General features: G+C 64.5%; 1 protein-coding gene. It reads left to right on the forward strand.

What is annotated here, in order from left to right; translation table 11 throughout:
- The first annotated feature begins 668 nt into the window (after positions 1 to 668).
- On the forward strand, positions 669 to 2,051 hold the full coding sequence (locus ACZ7GZ_RS36405) for a lytic transglycosylase domain-containing protein (protein WP_471031084.1): 1,383 nt from the start codon (positions 669 to 671) through the stop codon (positions 2,049 to 2,051).
- Positions 2,052 to 2,650 lie beyond the last annotated feature (599 nt).

The raw sequence follows: 2,650 nt of genomic DNA on the forward strand, positions 1-2,650 counted from the left end.
CCCCAAAAACACAAAAAACCCCCCGCCCCCCACCCCCCCCCCCCCTCCCCCCCCCCCCCCCGCCCCCCCCCCCCCCCCCCCCCCCCCCCCCCCCCCCCCCCCCCCCACTGCCGTTCACTGGCGCTTGTTCCGGCGGTGCTTCAGCGACTGGGACCGCAATAACAAGGCGCCGACGACGATCAATCCAACTGCCGTCAGGATGAGCATGCTTGTCTGCCCCACACCGGTCCCTGCCATCGCGCCACCTCCCCCGACGACGCCGCCCAAGCCCCCGCCGATGCCTCCGTACATGGTCGATTCTCCCTCTTGATGTCCCGCTGTCTACGACACCGCCGCCGTCGAGCGGAAGCCGTTCGGGGCGACGCCGTTTAAAAGACAGACGTCCCATCAGCTCGAACATGACGCGTCTGTGCGGCGGTTGTGCAACGAACGGAAAACATTGAAATCCGCAGCGTGTTCGAGCTGCGGCTGGCATAACGGTGCTGCGCGATGGGGGGTGTTGGATAATACTCCTAGCTAAGGGTTCAGGGCGGTCCGACAGAGTGAGAATTCGCGTCACGCCGCCTTCTTCGAGTCATATCCACCGACTGCCACCCTCTAGGCAAAACAGCGAGGAAAGCACGTGATAGCGGACAGCCGAGAAATGCTGTACGAGTGGAGAGATTGCCATGTCTGACGTCAGTTCATCCTCTGGTGAGCGCCAAGAGTCACATGCCGCAAAAGAACACAGCCGTCGAGCCCGGCAAGTCATCATCATGGGAACGGTTGTGGCCTGCGCTGCGGGGGCCGTCACCACGTCGTTGTCGTCATTCTCGCCACCCAAGACGAGTGCTGCGGCATACCCTCCCTCGGTACAGACACGGCAAAGCCTGCCTGCCCCTGCTCCGTCGGACACGGCAACCAATACACCCCTGCCGATCCTCAAGAAACATTCCCACTACAAGAGCGAAAAACATAAAACACAAGAAGCGGATGTCGTTTCGGCCACGTACCCTATGGACGCCGATCAGGAAGACATCCCTGCTCTGGCCCTGATGGCCTACCGCCGCGCCGCTTACGAGCAGTCGAAGCGGACACCGGGCTGCCACCTGTCGTGGACGCTGCTCGCTGCCATCGGAAAGGTCGAGTCCAATCACGCACGGGGAGGCGCGCTGACCGGCGACGGCTTCACGGCGTCACCCATCTTTGGGCCGGTGCTCGACGGTGCCCCCTTCGCCGCGCTGCGTGATTCCGATCAAGGCAGAGTCGATGGCAACACTGCGTGGGACCGAGCAGTGGGCCCCATGCAATTCGTCCCCCCGACGTGGAAGCGCTGGGGCATTACAACGCGGCCGACCGTCGCCGCTGACCCGAGCAATATCTTCGACGCCAGCACCTCGGCGGCTTCCTATCTGTGCGCCCATAATCGTGATCTCAACGACCCCCTGCAGCTGAACCATGCTGTCCTCAGTTATAACCACTCGGAGAAGTATCTCCGCGATGTCCTGGCGTGGAACTCCGCCTATGGCTTCGAACATCCATCGATGAGCGCGGAAGCGCGTGGGGGCGACACTGGCCTTGCCGATCTGACCGGTCTCCACGGCGTCCAATCGACACGGCCCGCATCACCAGCCAAGGCAATGGTTGCCGCCCTTCGCAAGGGCGTCCACCAGGTCGGCAAGAAGATCTCCTCCCAGGCCGCAGGCAAGTTGAGCACGTCGCACAAGACAGCGCAGCGGCCAGCGCCCCTCCCCTCCCTGCGGGCGACCGCCTCCCCGCAGCCGCGCCAGGTCATCACCAACACCTCCGTGGCCAACATGCCACCCGTCCGACTTCCGGTCATCTCTCCCGAACCGTGGGGTCCTAAGCAGCCCTTGCTGAAAGCACTCCTCCGCGCGCCGAAGGCACCGTCTCGGCCCCGCGTCTCGCCGTCGCCCTCACGCGCCCGGCAGGACACAACCCAGCTCTCCGGTCTGGTGCGTAGCCTTGGAGACGCGCTCCCCTCATCGCCCCTGAGCGGGACCAATCCCGCTGACGTTGCAGGCGTATCAGCAATCACTGACACACTGTGACGCCTGCATGCGCAGGGTCCTGAGCTGGCCGCGCTGCGCCGATCAGCGCCTAGGATCGTCCCGCCCGCCTTCCATCTGCGTGGCGGGGCTCTGGGCTGCTACCGCTCTCCTGCCGACGCTCCTGCACGGTGTACCGCTTCAGCAGCCGTACTCAGGCTGCAACGGACCGTCCGCCACCGGGGGCGAGCCGCTGCGGTGCCCATTATGGGTACGCGGGCGCTCCTTGGAGACCTTGAGACGGGCGAGCAGACTCATGGGGTACTCGGTGATCCAGTACTGAAGGTCGCAGCGGGGATCGCTGTCAGCTCAAGGACCGACACGCCAGACCACTCCAGCACCTCCTTTGCGCAGGGCACCAGGTGATCCCGGCCTGCGCAGCGCTCGCTCCCTGTCCGGTGCGGCACCATGCATGCCGACCAGAGACACTTCACCACCACCAGCTCCACACACCCACAACCCAGTGGCAGGAAAGCCGTGCATAGAGCCTTTTCAATGGTGAGCCTTCAGGGTGAGGATGGCCTTTGTGGTTGACGTGAGTGCGTTCGGGCTGAGTCTGGCCTTGCGGAGGATCCGCCAGGTCTTGATCCGGGCGATGGTGC

It is taken from the genome of Streptomyces sp. NPDC037288 (assembly GCF_055603265.1).

What these genes read in the sequence shown, in the direction of transcription:
- ACZ7GZ_RS36405 (WP_471031084.1), top strand. Translation starts at nt 669, where the DNA reads ATGTCTGACGTCAGTTCATCCTCTGGTGAGCGCCAAGAGTCACATGCC.